The following is a 13,790-nucleotide window of genomic DNA, read 5'->3' on the forward strand; positions in this document are numbered from 1 at the left end:
AGTCACGAGATCACCGCTCAGGGGGTCTGCCCGGCCATGAAGTCTGCGGGGGAAGTCATGGACATCATCGCCGCCTACCGGGAGGTAGGCACCTATCGCGGAGCCGCCGAGATGTGCGGCACCACGCACAAGACCGTCAAACGCATCATCAACAAGGCGCTGGCCGGGGACAAGGCGCCGAGCCGTAAGCGGCGCGAGCACAACTTCGACGAGGTCACCGATCTGGTCGTCGAGAAGGTGAAGGCCACCGCGGGGAAGATCTCGGCCAAGCGGCTGCTGCCACTGGCGCAAGCCGCGGGATATGCCGGGTCGGCGCGCAACTTCCGCCGCCTGGTGGCCGAGGTGAAGAAGAACTGGCGGCGCGAGCACCCGCGCGGCCGGCGGCCGGCAGTCTGGACACCGGGCGAGATGCTGGTCATCGATTGGGGAGATGCCGGGCGCGGGCTGCACGTGTTCTGCGCGGTGCTGGCCTGGTCACGGGTGCGGTTCGTCCGCTTCGCCGACAACGAGCGCGCCGAGACCACGCTCGCCTTCCTGGCCGAGTGCTTTGAGGAACTCCGTGGCGTGCCCAAGGTGGTGCTCGCCGATCGGATGGGCTGCCTGAAAGGCGGCGTGGTGGCCAACAAGGTCATCCCGACCGCCGACTACGTGCGCTTCGCCACGCACTACGCCTTCCGGCCGGACTGGTGCGAGGCCGCCGACCCGGAATCGAAGGGCATCGTGGAGAACCTGGTCGGCTATGCCAAGCGGGACCTGGTCGTGCCGCAGGCGCCGTTCGATGACCTGACGATGGCCAACCTCGCGGCCCGCCGATGGTGCGCCGAGGTCAACTCCGTGGTGCATTCGGAGATCTGCGCGGTTCCGGCCGAACGGCTGGTCAGCGAGCGGCAGGTGTTGACCGCGCTGCCCTCACTGCGTCCGACGATCGGCAAGCCGCCGGCGACGCGCAAGGTCGACCGGCTGTCGTGCGTGCGGTTCGGCTCGGCCCGCTACTCGGTGCCCACCCGGCTGATCGGCACGCGGGTCGCCGTGGTGGAGACGGCCGGACGGCTGCTGATCACGGACCTGGCCACCGGACAGATCGTCGCCGATCACGCCCCGGTCCCGCCCGGCGAGGCGTCGGTCATCGATGAGCATTACGGCGGCCCTCGGCCCACGCCGCGCCGGGCCGCCCGCGCCCGCACCGAGACCGAGAAGGCGTTCCTGGCACTCGGCCCGATCGCCGAGACGTTCTTGACCGGCTCAGCCGCCTCCGGCAACACCCGCCTGGCCGCTGATCTGGTCGAGCTGGCCGCGCTGCAAGCGGCTCACGGCCAGGCGGCGCTGCTGACCGCGCTGGAGCGGGCTATCGCCTTTCGCCGCTGGCGCGCCGATGACGTGCGCGCCATCCTGGCCGCCGGAGCCGGCACGGCGCAGGTCCGCCCGCCTGGAGACGCCCTGGTCCTGGAGTTGCCGCACGTCCCGACCCGCTCCCTGGCGGACTACACCCTGGACAAGCTCGACCGGATCGGAGACGCCTCATGACCGCCGCGAGCGTCCCCGCTCTGGCCGCCGATCTCGATAGCGGGCTGCGCCGGTTGAAGCTGTCCACGATCCGCAGGCTGGCGCCCGAGCTGCTGGTCACCGCCCGCACCCAGCGCTGGAATCCCGAAGAGTTCCTGCGCACCCTCATCGATGCCGAGCTGGCCGCCCGTGATGAGTCCAACGCCCGGGCGCGGATGAAGGCCGCCGCCTTCCCGGTGATCAAAACGATCGAGGAGTTCGACATCGCCGCTTCCTCGATCCCTCAGGCGAGTTTCGACTACCTGGCCAGCTTGGAGTGGATCCGCGCGGCGGAAAACTACTGCGCGGTCGGCCCGGCCGGCACCGGCAAGTCCCATAGCCTCATCGCCTTCGGCGTTGCCGCCATTCAGGCCGGGCATAAGGTCCGCTACTTCACCGCCGCCGAACTCGTCGAGACCCTCTATCGAGGGCTGGCCGACAACTCCGTCGGCCGCGTGATCGAGAACCTGCTGCGCGCCGACCTGGTCATCATCGACGAAGTGGGGTTCGCCCCACTCGATGACACCGGCACCCAGCTGCTGTTCCGGTTCGTCGCGGCCGCCTACGAGCGGCGCGCCTTGGGGATCGGCTCGCACTGGCCCTTCGACCAGTGGGGCCGCTTCCTGCCCGAACACACCACTGCTGTCAGCCTGCTTGATCGGCTGCTGCACCACAGCATCGTCGTGGTCACCGAGGGTGAGTCGTTTCGCATGCGGCAGGCCCGCAGCCGGGGCCCAGAACGCCTCCCCAAGAAGTAGTCAACTCCGCGACCCTGGGGACATTTACGTGGCCACCAGCGGCGACACGCACTTGGCCGTTGACAAGGCCTCCTCTGGAGGTGTTTATCGACACGAGGGTGGTGCGAGACCTGACGTGCTCTCTGACCGAACGTACTCGCCGGCCGTCTGACCTCGCAGACCTGTATGTGATTCTGGGACAAACGAATGCGCTGATGGGGTCAATCGCGTTCGACCTGGGGAACTGGCCTGCCGCCGCCACCCTTGCTCGGTCGGCTACCACGTATGCCGAGCTCGCCGGGCACAACTCCCTGTTCGCATGGTCCCTGGGCTTGCAGGCGACCCTGGCGTTTTGGCGGGATGAGCCTCGTCGATCACTGGAATTTGTTGCCCGCGGTCTTGCTGTGGCGCCGAGAGGAGCTCCGCGGTTTCGGCTCCGGCACATCGCGAGCCGAGCGCACGCCGTGGAGGGAAACGCTGGGGCGGTCGCGGACGCTCTCGCAGGGGCACAGGAAGACGCCGACGATCGAGACATCTACCGTGACGAGTTGGATAGTGAGGTTAGGGGTGAGTTCGCGTTTGATGACCCTCGCGCTGCCGGCTGTGCGGCCGCGGCGTGGCTGCATCTGCGTGACGGCGAACGCGCCGCTGTCCACGCGCAGCAGGCTCTCGGCGCCTACGCCTCCATTCCGGCAGGCCGGCGGCCGTTCTCCTTGGTCACGGGCGTCACGATCGACCTCGCCGCAGCCCACCTTCTCGCTGGGAGACTCGACAAGGCCGCGGACGAACTCGAGGCGGTGTTTTCGCTGCCGCAGGAGCTGCGCAACGTGTCGTTGGCCGGGCGAATCGCCAAAGTCCGGGACATCCTCTTTTCGCCCGGAGTCATCAGCAAGGCCAAGCCCAAAGAGCTGGAGGGACGCATCGCGGACTGGCTGAACGAGACCGCGGCCAAGCCAGATGCCGTCGACGGCGTCACGTGATGAGCGACTCAAGGATCCGCGACTCGCGCTCTTTGCTGATCCCTATCTCGGCGGCACGCTCGCTCACGTCCACCGCTGGCGCAACCGTGTTCATCCAGGTCCACGTGTCCCGCACTGTCTCTCTGAGCGGTCGGCAAACGAGGCCGGCGGCCTGAGCTCTCGCAGACGAGACCTGCCACACGCCGGGATACGTTCGCCACAGAGGCATTTCTGACCATTGACGCACACCAGCGCTGATGAGCTTATGATCAGGGACCCACACCGGTTCGGCCGTGCTTTGCGTTGCTTCGATGCAGTGAGAAATCAGCCCGCCAAAAGTATCGAAGCCAAAGGGGGCCGTCACATTGAACGGGCCAGACAAATCATGCTCGATCGAACGGAGTGTGAAATCTGCCAGATCACGCACGTCTACCGGCTGGATGGATCGAGAAGGATCGCCCGGCGCGAGGACCTGGCCGCCCTCCGACATGCGGCGCAGCCACCAGGGGAGCCGGCCGACATATTCGCGCGGGCCGAGGACAACACCGGGCCTGAGAAGGGTCGTACGCCGCTCTCCGAACACCAGCCGGGTGGCGGCCTCGCAGCCTGACTTCTGATAGCCGTACCTCGTCGGGCCATCTTCTGTGTCGTGTCCAAAATGCTCGTCCGCGTCGGGAGGACATGCCAGAGTCGCGGATTCTTCAGTGAGGGACTCCACTGGCCAGCCGGCGTAGACACTCACGGTTGACATGAAGAGATACCGATGGGTCCGGCCTTGCAGGGCCATGGCCACCCGCAGCACATCCGAGGGCACATATCCGGACGTGTCCACAATTGCGTCCCAGGTGCTCGACGCTGCGAGTCGCTCTATGTCCGCGTTGCTGCGTCTATCTCCAAGGATCGACTTTGCGCCCGCCACATCGACGTCGGTCAATCCACGGTTGAACGTCGTGACGTCCCAGCCTCGCGCGACGGCCTGACTGACGATCGCATGACCGACGAACGCTGTTCCGCCGAGAACAAGGATTCGCATTGGGCTCCTTCAAGTCCACGGTGTGGTCAGTGTAGGTCCTGATCCACAACAGCTACTGCAGGCGGAATGAGCTGTCCGCCTTTGCCGCCCTGGCTCCATGGTCATGTGCCGCTATCCGATGATGATCAAATTCTTTCCTCATTCCCGCATGCCGATCCGCCCGGGCTCGCGCCCCCTGGCGCCTGCGCCAGGGGCGCGGCAACCGGTCCAGCCCGCCGGGATGAGCCTGCCCGAGGGCAGCGACGGCATGTACCAAGGCGTCGTACAGGCGGCGGTGGTGCCAGTGCTCGTAAGCGAGCTTCCCGTCAGCCTCCAGCTGGTGAGTGAACTCGGCGAGGTGTGCCGTCCACTCGCGGGCCGTACCCGGGAGTTGTGGGCCGGCGCCGGTGCCCGGTTCCAAGGTTGGCGGGCGGGCGGCCTGGTACGGCGCGCGCATGCCGCGAGCCTTGCGGGAGAGGTTGATGAACTCCTCCACGGCCGCCTCCAGTGCCTTGCGCATCGCTAGGACGGCGTCGGTCGGCTCGGCGGGCTCCCCGTTGTGCTCGAGGCGCAGCCGGATCACGCGCTGCATAGCGAACAGCCGCACCGCAGCCTCACGCGCGTCGACGGGCAGTTCGTCGCGCGCGGCCGCCGAGTCTCGCCAGGCAACCCATATGATCACCGGGTGGCGTTACCGAGGATCACAACGACCGTCCTGATGCTCGCCCTAACGGCCGGCTGCGGAGGCGGCGATGCGGCGACGGCGCGAACGCCCGCCGAGGCGGTGACTCAGCGGATGAAGGACTCAACCGGTGTGAAGGTCGCCAGGCTCGTCCGCCTGGACTACGGCGAGAAAGTGTTCACCCCTCCAGCGGAGGACGACTCCGTCGCGCTGGTCAACATCGGCGAATACAGCGAGAGCCGCACCACTGGAGTCCTCGGCGCGACCGCCTCCGACCTGACCGCAACCTACTACCGGTCCAATGTCCCCGATGAGCTGAAAAGCGTTGTCCCGACCGACCTGTCCTACATGACGACCAGGACGATCACGATCGCAGGCTCCGGCACCTACCAGTACCGGGCTGATCGGCAGGACGTTCCCGCGGGCAAGTCCTGGCTTCATGGCCGCAGCTCCGATTGCGAGCAGTTGTTGCGCGCCATCGGCTCGCTCGGCGTACGCAGCCTCGTCTCACCCGAGGTGCTGCGAAAACTGGCGGCCCCAGCTCCCTCTTCGGGGGAGGCCATCGACGGAGTTGCCACCGTCGTGCACGCCGGGAGCAGCTCGCTGACGGAGTTCGCCATCGCGGCTCCACACGACGACCCCGTGATCGCCGACCAATTTCGCAAGCGGAATGACTTGACACAGGTCTCCTGGCAGTTGTGGGTCGGACCGGACCGGCTTCCCCGTCGGGCGCACCTCACCTCGACCTATCCCATGGCCGAGGACAACCAGCCCAAGACCACCGTGATCGAGGTCGACTTCACCGACTGGGGCAGCGATGTGCTCATCGACCCCCCACCGTCGGACCAGGTGCACGAGACCGGGACTTGTCTCGGCCCGGAGCCATACTGAGCCGTTGGAGCTCCGGCCTCGGCAGCGGCTCGTGGAACATGAACTCGGGGACAGCACGGATCCGCACCCGGCTTCCTGCCCATTGCGTGACCCGCTACTAATGACGTGTGGAGCATCTCTACTGGGACCTCGGATCTCGCGCAGGCGGCGCCTGCTTCGAGGTGGAGCTGCGCGGCTCGGCCGCCAGAGTGTGTCTCATGGACGTCGACGACTACCAGGCATATCTCGACGGTGACGAGTACGAGTATTACGGCGGCTTCTTTGACGTCAGCCCCGTCGTCCTAGAGGTGCCCTATGACGGCTATTGGTATCTCGTCGTTGACAGCAATGGCCGGCGGGTCAGGGTCCAGTTCACCGAGGTTTTCGACTGACCGCGTCGCCCGCCGGCCGTGGTCGGCTGCTAGACGTCCACGCGCGGCGGAGCCGGGTGGACCTTCAACCAGTCGCGCGGGTTGAACGGGCTCGACTCGTCCGGGTCGTCCTCATAGCCGGGATCGGTCCGGCGCATCCGCAGGTAGGGGTGGTAGTCGCTGGAGTCGGGCGCATCCTGGATTCTCCCGTCTGTTCAGCGCTTGCCGGTCAACTCGTCGAGGCCTCCGGGGTGTGCGTGTCCGAGGGCGACGACGGCGTTGATGAGTGCGTCGTACAGGCGGCGGTGGTTCCAGTGCTGGAATGCGAGGGTGGTGCCGCCGTCCTCCAACTGGCGGACGAGCTCGGCGAGCTGCTCGATCCACTCGCGCGCGTTCCACGGCGGCCGCGGGACAGCGGTAGCGGCCGGTTGCGGCGTCGCCGGCGCGGGCTGCAACCGGCTGAGAGTCCGGAGCGCGCGCATCCCGCGGGCCTTGCGGGAGAGGTTGATGACCTCTTCGATGGTGTTCTCCAGGGCCTCGCGCATGGCCAGGATGGCCTGGTCCACGTCGTCGGGCTGCCGGTCGGGTGCGGTGCGCAGGGCGACCACGTCGTGCTGCATGGCGAACAGGCGCACCATCATTTCGCGGAGGTCGGGGGGCATCTCCTCACGCGCGGCCGACAGCGCGGCGGCGCTCACGTACCCGGCCAGGGTCGTCCCGTGCCGCGCGGCGACCGCCTCGAGCGTGGCGTGCTCCGGGTCGGACAGACGGAGGTTGACCCGTTTGCCGCGCTGTCCCTGGCCGCGTTCCCGGGGCCGCCGACGGCGTGCCGGTGGCGATGGCTCGGCGTCCATCATGCCCCCTCCTGAAGGTTTGGGGAACCCAAACCTATAACTTGCTCCGCTGTCAGGCAGGCGCGGCAGGGCCGCCGTAAGCTCGCGGGACGGTGAGCGGCGATGCGGTTCCCGGTGGTCAGGCCGCTACGGCGGCGAATTAGGTGTGTCTTGGGCGAGGCGGACGCGGTGGCCTTCTGCGGTGTCGCCGAAGTCGCGTTCGTCGTCGTCGCGGAAGCGTTTGTAGAACCACTCGGGTACTCGGGTGGTGTCCAGGCGGGTGCGGAGTACGCCGTCCTGCACGTCCCGTGCGACGTTCCGTAGGCGGTGCCATTCGTCGTCGGGGACGGGGCCGGGGCGTCCGTTGTGTAGCTCGGTGTTGACGACCTTGGTGAGTCGGTCGCGTTCGTCGGCCACCTTTCGTTGGCCGGACCAGATCTCGTAGGAGATCTGGTAGGCCGCCAGGGACGGGACGAAGAAGCTGAGGAGGGTGTCGAGCAGCGTGGCGTCCGCGACCGCGAGACCGACGACGAGGCCGATGGTGGTCCACAGGATCGCGGTGGCGGCGATGAGGTGGCTGTAGCGGCGGCGGAGGCGGGCGTCCCAGGCGAGGTTCTGTTCCTGGGCGATGAACACGTCGTAGGGGTGGTGGACGTCGTTGGTGGGGTCGTACCAGCCGTCGGTGATGCGCTTGTCCTTCGCGCCGCCTCGGGGGAGTTTGCGCGCGAGCCGGCGGACGTCGGGTTGGGGGATGGGGTCGCCTGCAACGGTGGCGCGCCACGGCAAGTGGAATAGGGCGATGTCGAACATCTCCTGGAGCAGGGCGCCCTGGCGGGCGGTGTTCCCGGCGAGGCCCTTGAGCAGGAACGCTGAGACGACGAACCAGAAGAACCCGACGATCGAGACGGCTGTCCGGCCGTGGCCGATCAGCGTGATCAGGACACCGGCGGCGGCGAGCGCGACGGCGGCGGTGACGCGCACGGCTTCGAGGAGCTGGCCGCGTTGGTGACTTGCCGCTGCGGCGCGCTGGAGGAGCAGCATGGCGTCGTCGAGTTGCCGCTCGTGGATGGCCCGAGGCGGTATCCCATGGACGCCGCCGGGATCGGTGGAGAGGTTCATGGCTTGGTCATCCGGTTCCCGAACAGTTGCTTCCACTCGTCGTAGGCCGCGCGTTCCTGGCCTTCGTCCTCCAGGTCGACCGCCCGTTCTGCGATGGCGCGGGCCTGGTTGAGCGCGTTGGCCGCGGTGAGTTTCTGGGTGGCGTTCATGACGGCGTTGACGTCACCGCCCAGGCCGGCGGGGTCGGGCCACTCGTCGCCGATGCGTTCGGCGGCGGTGGCCAGGAACAGCACGATCTCGTCCTGGTAGCGCCCGATCGGCGGCTTCACCAGCGACTGGGCCATGACCTCCAGCAGGAAGGAGGGCGACACGGGCTCGCCGAGTTCGCGGTTGATGCCCTTGACCATCTTGACGAAGGGTACGTACTTGCCGTCGCAATCGGCGTTCTTGGCGATGCTCAGCTCGTGGTGGCGCTTGGGGTTGGTCGCGATCCAGTCGCCTGCCGAGGGATTGGGGATGTAGTAGCCGCCGTCGTCTCGCTTGAAGGCGGGGACTACGTCGATCGACATGACCTCGTCGTCGGGGCCGTAGGGGATGACGACGGCCATGCCGTCCCGGGCGGCGGCGCTCCACTTCTGACGGAGCAGGGTCTCCAGGGCGTTGATCACTTGGATGGGGGCCTGATCGCGGAAGCCTGCCTGGGAGCCGTTGACGTCGAGGACCACGAAGATGTCGATGTCCCTGAGCTTCTTCGTCTTGGTGTCGCGCCGGTAGCTGCCGGTGAGGAAGTCGTCGGCGAGGTCCCAGTGAGACCGGACGAAGTCGCGGATGGCCTCGTGCCGCGCCTTCGCCAGATTCTGCTCGGTCTGGGTGATCTCCAGGTTGTGCTTGAGGTTGGTGAAGGCGTCGTCGATGTATCCCATAGGGCGTGTTCCTGCTCGTGGTCTCAGTTGTGGAAGTACCGCATGCCGGTCGAGGCGTGCGGGGCGGAGCCAAGGGTTCCGAAGGTGATGCCGCGCAGACCGTCGATGCTCGCCCGATGGCCGGTACCCCAACCTGGTTGCGGGGTGCGGGGCCCGTTGAAGGTGCAGAACAGCCGGTAGGTGGTGCCCATGGGCACCCGGTCGAACTTGGCTCGAAACCGGGCGGCTCGGGCACGGGAGGCGGTGAACTCGGCGTTGCCGTCCCCGGAGGTGGTGTAGGACACCGGGAACTCGATCACCGGTGCCACGGCGCCCGAGGGCTGGTGGCACTCGAGGACGACCGTGTCGAGGGAGCCCTCCTCGATCCACGCCTTGATCGCATTCTCGTTCTGCACCCAGTCGCGGTGCAGCCGGTCCATGTTGATCCCCAGGTCGGCGAGGATGTCGGTGATGGTGCCGAGGATGACGTCGGTCAGGTGCGTGGCGGTGTGGGTCCGGGTGTAGCTGTAGGTGTACGTGGACGTCATCGCTGAGTCACCGCCCGTCGCAGAGCCTCACGGTCGATCAGCGGACCGGCGTTGGCAGCCTTCGTCTCCGGAGCGGGCGGGACAGCGTCAGACAACCGGGCGTGACCGTCGGTGGCTGCCTTCACCTGCTCCTGGAGCGGGGCCGGGGACGGCAGGTGGATCGTGAAATCGTCGGCGCCCGCCGCACCGGGGACGGGGTTGAGGTTCTCCTCCAACGTCAGCGCCGCCGTGCCGAACACCGTCGTGATCTCGCAGTGCACCTTGCCGGCCACCAGGGTGATCGGGTGCTGCTGCAGGTGCCCTGCCGCGATCAGCATCCGCCCGACCGCCTCGGCGGCCGACATCGCCTGCACCGCCTCGTCGCGGCACAGCGCAGAGGACTGCGCCACGGTGTCAGCCACGAGGTCCGCGATCACCGCCCAGGTTCCGCTGGCGCTGCGCACGGGAGAGGCCGCGACCTGCCTAGTGCGCAGCACGAGACACCCCCGGCTGGCCCGTGTCCGCGACGGCGTTGCGTACCGCGGCGGCCAGGTCGTCTTCCGTGAGGTTGCCGGGGTCCAGCACTGTGTCCAGCCGCTGAGCCAGGGCTTCGAAGACCACCTTGCGCGTACGGCGACCGTCCAGCCCGTGAGCCGCCACGGCGATGCGGTCCACCGCCGAGGAGCGCGCCAGCTCACCCAAGGCCGGGTACTTGTCGGCCAGCGTCAGCAGCGTGGAGGCCACGATCTCCCGCAGCGCCTCGGACTCGGGAAGCGGGACGAGGATGGCGGCGTCGGAGCGGGAGAGGAACGCCTCGTCCAGAGCGGTGGTGAAGTTGCTGGTCGCGACGAAGAACAGGTGCGGGTGCTCGACGGCGTTGAGATCCAAGGCGGTGAGAACCGCGTCGGTGGCGCGGTGGACATCGGCCGGGTTGGCGGCCAGCGACGCCGCCGAGCGGGCGACCGCCATCGACTCGACCTCGTCGAGGATCACCACGGTCGGCACGCCATCTGACGCGAGACCCGGCACGTACTCGCCGAGCAGCTCGCTGACCCGCTGCTGAGACTGCCCGTGCTCGGCGCTCATCAGCCCGTGCGGGTTGATCTCGATCCGCCGGACCTCGCCTCCGGGGACGTAGCAGGCGACCTGCGCCGGCAGACCCCGTGCCAGGGTGGTCTTGCCGGTGCCGGGAGGACCGTAGAGCGTGCACAGACCGTGCAACGCCGTCAACGCGAACGGCAGGTCAGGCCGCACGAGCAGCGACAACACGGTCTGGTTGCGCAGCCGCTCCTTGATTTCCTCCGGCACCACGATGGCGTCCCACAACGCGGCCTCCGCCGAGTCGGCGGTGATCACCTCGTCCGACAGCACGCACTCCTGAACCCTCATCCCTCAACTCCATCCCCCCGCGCGCGGCGGGTCACCTCAGATTTGGACATCATCTTCTCGATGTTGGGTAGACTACACGACAGAACAGACGTGCAACTCGACACACTTCACTCGGGCATGTCTGCTGGAAGCCGGGTGATTTGACCGCCCGGTAACCAAGGTGTGCCTAAGATACGAGCGGAGGAATCAAGATCAAGAATCGTCCGCTGATCGGTGGACGTCGACTGACGCGGAGACGAGCGACGTGAACGACCCGCAACTGAACCCCGGCGACATCGCGGCCCTGTTCGATCGCGCCCGACTGCGAATGGCGCGCGAACTCCGTGGGCTCACCCAGGTGCAGCTGGCCCGGGAAGTCGGCACCGTCACCGCGGCCTCGATCAGCCAGTTCGAGAACGGACACACGAAGCCCGCCACATCGACGCTTCGCCGGCTCGCGGTCGCGTTGCGAGTACCGCCGTCGTTCTTCGCCGCTCCAGCCCGCCCCCCTGCTCAGGATCAGGTCAACGGGTTCTTCCGCAGCCTTCGATCCACCTCCCCCCGAGATCGCCAACAAGCGCTCGCCTACGTGCACCTCGCGCGGGAACTCGCGCTTGAGCTCGAAAAACACGTCGCGTTGCCCGACCTCAATCTGCCGCGCGTCCCAATCGACGAAGGGCAGCCTCTTCAGTCCGTCGATATTGAACGAGCGGCAGCACAGGTTCGTGACCACTGGAACGTTTCACGCGGTCCAGTTCAAGATGTTGTGCGACTGCTGGAAATGAACGGGATTGTTGTCGTCCGCTTCCGTGTCAGCATCGAAAAAGTTGATGCATTCTGCGTCGACTTCCCAGACAGGCCCGTTGTTGCTCTCGGGGCCGACAAGGGCCTGCGCGACCGCTCCCGCTTCGATGCGGCCCACGAACTAGGCCACCTGGTTTTGCATGGCGTTACTGGCAAAATTGGCGACAAGGTCACCGAGAGCCAAGCCCACGAGTTCGCCGCCGCGTTCCTCATGCCAGCCGACGACATCAAATCCGAAATTCCGGAACGGCTTGACTGGCCCGCTTTTCTCCGCTTGAAGGCAAAATGGCATGTCTCGCTAGCTGCCCTCCTAGTCAGGGCAAAAACGCTCGGTATCATGAGCGAACACACCTACGCGCAGGGATGGAAAGCCTTGTCCGTCCGAGGATGGAGGAAAGTAGAGCCAGGCCCCCTGGGAAATCCAGAGGGTCCTGTACTCCTACAGCGTGCACTAGCACTCATGGAAACAACCGGCATCTCCTTCGCCGATTTCATCAATCGTTCAGGCCTTCCGGAGGCTGACGTTCGAACCCTACTCAGCCGGGATATCAGCGAACGGCCCCGCGTGGAATTCTGACCTACCTCACCCGGTCACTTCAGTACCCGAGGTCATAGAGGTCGCACGAGGACGACGCTCGGCGACACACCCAGCCGCTCCGCGACCCGGGCCACGGCCGCCGACGGCGCCGAGGTCACATCGTCGGGCACGAACCCGAGCCACGGCATCCGGGACGAAAGCACGAGGGGTTTCAGCGCCGTGCCGCCAACTCGTCCAGCCCGCCCGGGTGAGCATCGCCCAGCACCACGAGAGCCTCCATCAAAGCGTGGTACAGCTTACGGTGGTCCCAGTGCCGGGGGGCGAGCGTGCCGTCCTTGCGCAGCTGACCGGTGAGCGCAGCCAGGTGCTCGACCCAGTCCTTGGCGGTGCTCGGCGGCCGCCGCTCCAGGCGGGTTTGCACACGCGTGCGGGTGCGGGTGATGGTCTCGGTGCGCACCTCGCGTACCGGCTCGGCGCGCATGGCCGCTGCGGCGATGTCACGCTGGAGCCGGCGTTCGGCGGTGCGCACTTCCCAGGCCCGGTTGCGGCAGGACCTGCTGCAGTAACTCGGCGGCCGGCCGCGCCCGGAGTAGGGGATGTAGGTGGCGCACCAGGCGCACGTGCGGCCCTGCAGCCGGTCTCGGACTTCGACGCTGTCGACCTCGTGGATGTCGGTCATGGCATCTACCAGTAGTCCGCGTTTGGTACCGGACGGAAGGTTAAGACTGTCTTTTCCACTATCTTGCTCCGCGACCCTTTCCGTCCCGGACGGAACGCAAAGTCCGACAAAACTGTTGGGCGACACGAAATGTCAGTGGAGAACGACAACGGATGACAGTCGGCGCGACACCGATGTCAGCAAGATCGCTCACTCTTCGTAGCCCTCAGGCGGTCGCAGGGGTGTTGAGCGCTGACTGATTCAGCTCCGAGGCAACCATGTGAGAAGCAGTGCGAGTTCGGCTTCGATCCGGTCGCATGTCTCTCGCATCCGGTACCAGTTGCCGTGCATCTCCGGGATTCGTCCGTCCTGGCGGGCGAGGGTGGCCACGAGGTGGATGTGGTCGCGGGCATGCCGGAGCGCGATCCACCGGCAGGCTTCGACGTCGCCGAGCGGGGCGATGCCGGCGGCGTCGATGAGCCGGGTGGCGATCCGCGCCCAGGTGGTGTCGATGAGGGGCCGGTCGCGGTCGGCGACCGGGAGCACAAGGAGTTCCTGGCGGGCGGCCGCGACGGCGACGTGCGCGGCATACGAGCCGGGTGACATCCCGGTGCGGGAGGCGGCGGCGTACACGTCGGCGCGTTCGGCGTCGGACAGGTTCAGCGGGCCGAGCCGGTGCGGTCGGGTCGTGGTGGCGCGGCGTCGTTGGCGCGGGACCGCTCCGGGTGCGGGTTGGGCGTCATGGCCGTGGCTCGTCCTCGGAGGCGGGCCCCGTGTCGTTGTGCGGGGGGTGGGTGTTCGTGGTCGCCGTGGTAGCGCAGGCTGTAGCGGACGTCCGCGGTGGCGGAGGTGCGGTGGAGTCCGTTGTCGCTGTAGAGCAGGACGCCGGTTTCAGCGTGGTCTCGGCCTCGTTCCAGCCGGGCCGCGC

16 protein-coding genes are annotated in these 13,790 nt (G+C 67.2%); 6 read left to right on the plus strand and 10 right to left on the minus strand.

Features of this window, described 5'->3' with window-relative positions; translation table 11 throughout:
- The first annotated feature begins 36 nt into the window (after positions 1-36).
- From istA to EDD27_RS55395, 3 genes are all read left to right on the plus strand, one after another.
- Positions 37-1,524, plus strand: a complete 1,488-nt coding sequence (gene istA, locus EDD27_RS07290) for an IS21 family transposase (protein ID WP_127930603.1) — start codon at positions 37-39, stop codon at positions 1,522-1,524.
- Entirely contained in the window at positions 1,521-2,300 is a 780-nt protein-coding gene (gene istB / locus EDD27_RS07295) for an IS21-like element helper ATPase IstB (RefSeq protein ID WP_127930604.1), read from the plus strand. The genes istA and istB overlap by 4 nt, the downstream gene beginning before the upstream one ends.
- Before the next feature lie 527 nt (positions 2,301-2,827).
- Positions 2,828-3,259, plus strand: coding sequence for a hypothetical protein (locus EDD27_RS55395; protein ID WP_206641302.1), 432 nt, complete (start codon positions 2,828-2,830; stop codon positions 3,257-3,259).
- Here EDD27_RS55395 and EDD27_RS07305 read toward each other — a convergent pair.
- Both EDD27_RS07305 and EDD27_RS07310 read right to left on the minus strand, forming a co-directional pair.
- Positions 3,252-4,271, minus strand: coding sequence for an NAD-dependent epimerase/dehydratase family protein (locus EDD27_RS07305; protein ID WP_127931675.1), 1,020 nt, complete (start codon positions 4,269-4,271; stop codon positions 3,252-3,254). The genes EDD27_RS55395 and EDD27_RS07305 overlap by 8 nt on opposite strands.
- A 52-nt stretch (positions 4,272-4,323) precedes the next feature.
- Positions 4,324-4,932: a hypothetical protein gene (locus tag EDD27_RS07310; protein WP_127931676.1), complete on the minus strand. Its 609-nt coding sequence runs from the start codon at positions 4,930-4,932 to the stop codon at positions 4,324-4,326.
- Between the two features lie 114 nt (positions 4,933-5,046).
- Here EDD27_RS07310 and EDD27_RS07315 point away from each other — a divergent pair, with 114 nt between their 5' ends.
- Complete coding sequence (locus EDD27_RS07315) at positions 5,047-5,823, plus strand: hypothetical protein (protein WP_127931677.1); 777 nt, start codon at positions 5,047-5,049, stop codon at positions 5,821-5,823.
- Between the two features lie 107 nt (positions 5,824-5,930).
- Entirely contained in the window at positions 5,931-6,194 is a 264-nt protein-coding gene (locus EDD27_RS07320; RefSeq protein WP_127931678.1) for a DUF1883 domain-containing protein, read from the plus strand.
- Positions 6,195-6,388: 194 nt separating this feature from the next.
- Here the strand turns inward: EDD27_RS07320 and EDD27_RS07325 are convergent, their stop codons facing one another.
- From EDD27_RS07325 to EDD27_RS07350, 6 genes are all read right to left on the minus strand, one after another.
- Complete coding sequence (locus tag EDD27_RS07325; RefSeq protein WP_127931679.1) at positions 6,389-7,030, minus strand: hypothetical protein; 642 nt, start codon at positions 7,028-7,030, stop codon at positions 6,389-6,391.
- Positions 7,031-7,153: 123 nt separating this feature from the next.
- Positions 7,154-8,125, minus strand: coding sequence for an S-4TM family putative pore-forming effector (locus tag EDD27_RS07330; protein WP_127931680.1), 972 nt, complete (start codon positions 8,123-8,125; stop codon positions 7,154-7,156).
- Positions 8,122-8,988: a CBASS oligonucleotide cyclase gene (locus EDD27_RS07335; RefSeq protein WP_127931681.1), complete on the minus strand. Its 867-nt coding sequence runs from the start codon at positions 8,986-8,988 to the stop codon at positions 8,122-8,124. Before EDD27_RS07335 ends, EDD27_RS07330 begins: the two co-directional genes overlap by 4 nt.
- A gap of 23 nt (positions 8,989-9,011) precedes the next feature.
- Positions 9,012-9,515, minus strand: a complete 504-nt coding sequence (locus tag EDD27_RS07340; protein WP_127931682.1) for a hypothetical protein — start codon at positions 9,513-9,515, stop codon at positions 9,012-9,014.
- Positions 9,512-9,991, minus strand: a complete 480-nt coding sequence (locus tag EDD27_RS07345; protein ID WP_127931683.1) for a hypothetical protein — start codon at positions 9,989-9,991, stop codon at positions 9,512-9,514. The genes EDD27_RS07340 and EDD27_RS07345 overlap by 4 nt, the downstream gene beginning before the upstream one ends.
- Entirely contained in the window at positions 9,978-10,883 is a 906-nt protein-coding gene (locus EDD27_RS07350; RefSeq protein WP_127931684.1) for an AAA family ATPase, read from the minus strand. The genes EDD27_RS07345 and EDD27_RS07350 overlap by 14 nt, the downstream gene beginning before the upstream one ends.
- Before the next feature lie 244 nt (positions 10,884-11,127).
- Here EDD27_RS07350 and EDD27_RS07355 point away from each other — a divergent pair, with 244 nt between their 5' ends.
- A complete protein-coding gene (locus tag EDD27_RS07355; protein ID WP_127931685.1) occupies positions 11,128-12,243 on the plus strand; it encodes a helix-turn-helix domain-containing protein in 1,116 nt (371 codons plus the stop codon).
- Positions 12,244-12,415: 172 nt separating this feature from the next.
- On the opposite strand, the gene EDD27_RS07360 is transcribed toward EDD27_RS07355, so the two are convergent.
- Together EDD27_RS07360 and EDD27_RS07365 are read right to left on the minus strand one after the other, a co-directional pair.
- Positions 12,416-12,883: a hypothetical protein gene (locus EDD27_RS07360; protein ID WP_127931686.1), complete on the minus strand. Its 468-nt coding sequence runs from the start codon at positions 12,881-12,883 to the stop codon at positions 12,416-12,418.
- Between the two features lie 240 nt (positions 12,884-13,123).
- A complete protein-coding gene (locus tag EDD27_RS07365; RefSeq protein ID WP_127931687.1) occupies positions 13,124-13,495 on the minus strand; it encodes a hypothetical protein in 372 nt (123 codons plus the stop codon).
- Positions 13,496-13,790: the final 295 nt, after the last annotated feature.

It is taken from the genome of Nonomuraea polychroma (genome assembly GCF_004011505.1).
Lineage (GTDB): Bacteria > Actinomycetota > Actinomycetes > Streptosporangiales > Streptosporangiaceae > Nonomuraea > Nonomuraea polychroma.

What these genes read in the sequence shown, in the direction of transcription:
- istA (WP_127930603.1), top strand. Translation starts at nt 37, where the DNA reads ATGAAGTCTGCGGGGGAAGTCATGGACATCATCGCCGCCTACCGGGAG.
- istB (WP_127930604.1), top strand. Translation starts at nt 1,521, where the DNA reads ATGACCGCCGCGAGCGTCCCCGCTCTGGCCGCCGATCTCGATAGCGGG.
- EDD27_RS07305 (WP_127931675.1), bottom strand. Translation starts at nt 4,271, where the DNA reads ATGCGAATCCTTGTTCTCGGCGGAACAGCGTTCGTCGGTCATGCGATC.
- EDD27_RS07315 (WP_127931677.1), top strand. Translation starts at nt 5,047, where the DNA reads ATGAAGGACTCAACCGGTGTGAAGGTCGCCAGGCTCGTCCGCCTGGAC.
- EDD27_RS07325 (WP_127931679.1), bottom strand. Translation starts at nt 7,030, where the DNA reads ATGATGGACGCCGAGCCATCGCCACCGGCACGCCGTCGGCGGCCCCGG.
- EDD27_RS07330 (WP_127931680.1), bottom strand. Translation starts at nt 8,125, where the DNA reads ATGAACCTCTCCACCGATCCCGGCGGCGTCCATGGGATACCGCCTCGG.
- EDD27_RS07335 (WP_127931681.1), bottom strand. Translation starts at nt 8,988, where the DNA reads ATGGGATACATCGACGACGCCTTCACCAACCTCAAGCACAACCTGGAG.
- EDD27_RS07340 (WP_127931682.1), bottom strand. Translation starts at nt 9,515, where the DNA reads ATGACGTCCACGTACACCTACAGCTACACCCGGACCCACACCGCCACG.
- EDD27_RS07350 (WP_127931684.1), bottom strand. Translation starts at nt 10,883, where the DNA reads ATGAGGGTTCAGGAGTGCGTGCTGTCGGACGAGGTGATCACCGCCGAC.
- EDD27_RS07360 (WP_127931686.1), bottom strand. Translation starts at nt 12,883, where the DNA reads ATGACCGACATCCACGAGGTCGACAGCGTCGAAGTCCGAGACCGGCTG.